General features: G+C 59.8%; 3 protein-coding genes and 1 pseudogene. 2 read left to right on the forward strand and 2 right to left on the reverse strand.

Annotated features, from left to right (window positions below; genetic code table 11):
- Window positions 1-245 precede the first annotated feature (245 nt).
- Window positions 246-740, reverse strand: coding sequence for a hypothetical protein (locus BP858_RS11310; RefSeq protein ID WP_286879521.1), 495 nt, complete (start codon window positions 738-740; stop codon window positions 246-248).
- 137 nt (window positions 741-877) lie between these two features.
- Complete coding sequence (locus tag BP858_RS11315; RefSeq protein ID WP_286879522.1) at window positions 878-1570, reverse strand: DUF1616 domain-containing protein; 693 nt, start codon at window positions 1568-1570, stop codon at window positions 878-880.
- Window positions 1571-1931: 361 nt separating this feature from the next.
- On the opposite strand from BP858_RS11315, the gene BP858_RS11320 reads away from it, so the two are divergent.
- Both BP858_RS11320 and BP858_RS11325 read left to right on the forward strand, forming a co-directional pair.
- Window positions 1932-2492, forward strand: a complete 561-nt coding sequence (locus tag BP858_RS11320; protein WP_214167096.1) for an archaellin/type IV pilin N-terminal domain-containing protein — start codon at window positions 1932-1934, stop codon at window positions 2490-2492.
- A pseudogene (locus BP858_RS11325) lies at window positions 2470-2847 on the forward strand (flagellin); the annotation flags it as partial. The gene BP858_RS11320 and the pseudogene BP858_RS11325, both read left to right, overlap by 23 nt.

Consider the following 2847-nt stretch of genomic DNA (forward strand, 5'->3'; position numbering starts at 1 on the left):
GCTTGAACCTCGCCGATAGCCAGCAGGGGACACAGTGCACCCATGGTTGCGTTCGCGCCAATGGGGGCTCGCCCCCTCCCGGTCCTCCCCCGCAAGGCGGTACCCGGGGGGAAACCGTGTCAGCGATCTAACGCTGGCTCTTGCTCAATTCTTTACGAACGTGCGTCAGCATGCTCTGAACCATGGGGACATCCGGTCGCAGGGCGCTTTTGGGATGCGTTCAAAAAAAGGTCCTCCGGCTCCGCTCACGGAACTGTGTGAGAGAGTGCCGGGATGGCGCTCTGGTTGGAGAAGGTCTCCTCATGACCGTCCGGGAACCTGACCACCGTCAGATCCGGGGAGAAGTCGGCCTGGACCAGCGGCGCAAACCAGTAGCGGTCGAGCATCGCCTGAGCCCCGGTGAGGTTGAGCGCCGGCGTGGAGTAGACAGTCCCGTCATCAGTCTTCTGAGTCTTCGCAAAACCCGGAACCGAGAACGCGGCGACGTCGCTCTCTGCAGAAGTCACCGTTACAGGTGCCCCCGCCGCCTCCTCGAGCGCGGACTTCAGCTCCTGCTCAGGCTCGGCGATCTTGAAAAAGACCGCGATCCTCTCGATCCACGAGAGGGTGTAGTTAAAGGTGATATTCGCGCCTCCTTCCTCGTCCACAAGTATCTGGAGCTCATCAGCGCTGAAAGCACCCGCCGGAGCCACCACGAGCGCCAGAACCAGGAGGGAGGCGACCAGGATTCCGCGTTTCATCCGTTGTACCTCACACTTCCTATAACCGTTTGCAACTATAAAGGTTTGGAGCGGCCGGCTACCCGGGGTTCCACCGGCCTTTCGCGCTGATAACCGGAGCCATGCGAAAAATGGGGTGAGGGCGTTTTGTACCGCCGTCAATGCACCCGCAGCCAGAGGTGCAGGTCGCGGTAACTGGCAGCGATGTGATCGCTCTGGTCTTCTGGAGGTGCCTCCCTGAAGAGGAGAAACTCGAGCCTGTTTGTATTCGGATCCATAATCCGGAAGGTGTAGGGCTGCTCTATGGTCTCGTTATGCGGCACCGTGACTGAAAACCGGTCAAGGAGCGTCGCAGAGACGATCACCGACTGGTTCGTCGCCTCATCGAACCTGCTCCGTACGGCAAACGTCTCTACCGTGTAGGTTATATCCTGGTACTCCTGGTTCCCGATCCCGATGATGACCGTCTGCGGGGTTCCGGACATGAACTCGGTCGGGTAGTCGGCTGCCTTCCCCCTCGGCCCGAGGATGTAGAACTCGGTGAACTTCTCCCCCTCCTCCGGCGCCAGGACGATAAGGACCGTCGTCCCGACGGCTACGAGGACGGCGGCGATAAGGATGATGCTTAAGGCCTGCTCTGCCCGGGATGCAGGACTGCCGAAGAAGGATTCTTTTATCGCGGCAAAGAACGCACCGGTGCGCACCTCGTGCCGGCAAAACAGCGCAGCAAGCCCGGCGACGATACCGGCTGCTCCAGGAGAGTGGATGGTGGGGCCGGGCCGGACGACGCCCCGGGGCGTATGGTTGTGTGCAGGCCCGGCGAGGAGTCCGGTGGTGATTTCTAGCGGCATCTGCTACCCATAAAAGGCCATAAGTATATATAAATTCCCGGCGGGCCGCTGCTGTGCAGGGTGAGGCTGATCCTGGTGGTTCCCTCTCTGGTAGCGCCCAAGGGTATGCCGGAGATCAGTTTTCAGCGGATCTGAGCGGATCTGACTGAGCAATTACCCGCTGGAGGGATGAAACCCCGTCATTGGTGACGCGATGTGACCTCCACCAGGTGGAAGACTTCCCGGCACCAGTCGGTCGGATGGATCTCAAGCGCGCCATTGGGCAGGGCCACGCATCGCGCGAGTCTCCGGGCGCCGGTGGAGAAACAACTCTGGCCCACATCAGCATACTTTAATTGGTGCGCATCCAACCCTCGATTGGATGGACCTGGACGAGAGGGATGAACGGGCTTTCACCGGACTGGAGGCAGCTATTGTCTTCATCGCCCTCATCGTCGTTGCATCGGTCTTCGCGTACGTCGTTCTCGGGGCAGGTATCGCCACATCACAGAAGAGCCAGGAGGTGATGCATGCCGCCCTCGAAGAAGCGGGGTCCGCCCTCCGCCCGGGGCAGGCGGTCATCGCCAAACTGGATAACGATGAGGGGCTGCTCTATTCCGTTGAGTTCGACCTTGAGGCCGCAACCAATCTGGCTGCGGTCGATATGGGGAGCGTGATCTATACCGTCGCCACACAGGAGACGCTTGTCACGTTTCCTCCCGGCGACTCCGGCATAACACTAACCTGGCGGTGCCGGGAGGATACCAATGACCTCCTGGAGGCGGGGGAGGTCGTCACGGTGAAACTGGTGGTGAATCGCATGCGAATTCAAAGGGGAGAGACGTTCACCATCGGGATGACCACTGCAGGGGGGGCGACTGCCTCGTTGACCAGAACAATTCCCGCGGGCATTGGGAAGAATGTCTTCATCGAGCTCTTCTGATGCAGAGGCCGGGTTCACCGGACTCGAGGCCGCGATCGTACTCATCGCGTTTGTCGTGGTCGCATCCATCTTCTCCTACACCGTCCTGGCGGCGGGTTTTCACTTCTCCGGGGAGAGTCAGTCGGTCATTCACCAGGGTATCCAGCAGGCCGGATCGAGTTGTACCGTGGCTGGAACTGTCTACGGCGTCAGTACCTCTCCGGAATCACTAAGATACATCATCATTCCCATCGGCCTTACCGCCGGTGGTGAACCCATCGATATCACCACAGTATCAGTCCGTATCGTTGGTCCTAACCATGCGAAGAATATTAAGCGGAATGACCCTCTTGTTGATGCATCTCCCGCATGGGGA

It is taken from the genome of Methanoculleus sp. UBA413 (assembly GCF_002502935.1).
Lineage (GTDB): Archaea > Halobacteriota > Methanomicrobia > Methanomicrobiales > Methanoculleaceae > Methanoculleus > Methanoculleus bourgensis.

Bases quoted from the DNA above. Each gene is read 5' to 3' on its own strand.
- BP858_RS11315 (WP_286879522.1), bottom strand. From the start codon at position 1,570: ATGCCGCTAGAAATCACCACCGGACTCCTCGCCGGGCCTGCACACAAC.
- BP858_RS11310 (WP_286879521.1), bottom strand. From the start codon at position 740: ATGAAACGCGGAATCCTGGTCGCCTCCCTCCTGGTTCTGGCGCTCGTG.
- BP858_RS11320 (WP_214167096.1), top strand. From the start codon at position 1,932: ATGGACCTGGACGAGAGGGATGAACGGGCTTTCACCGGACTGGAGGCA.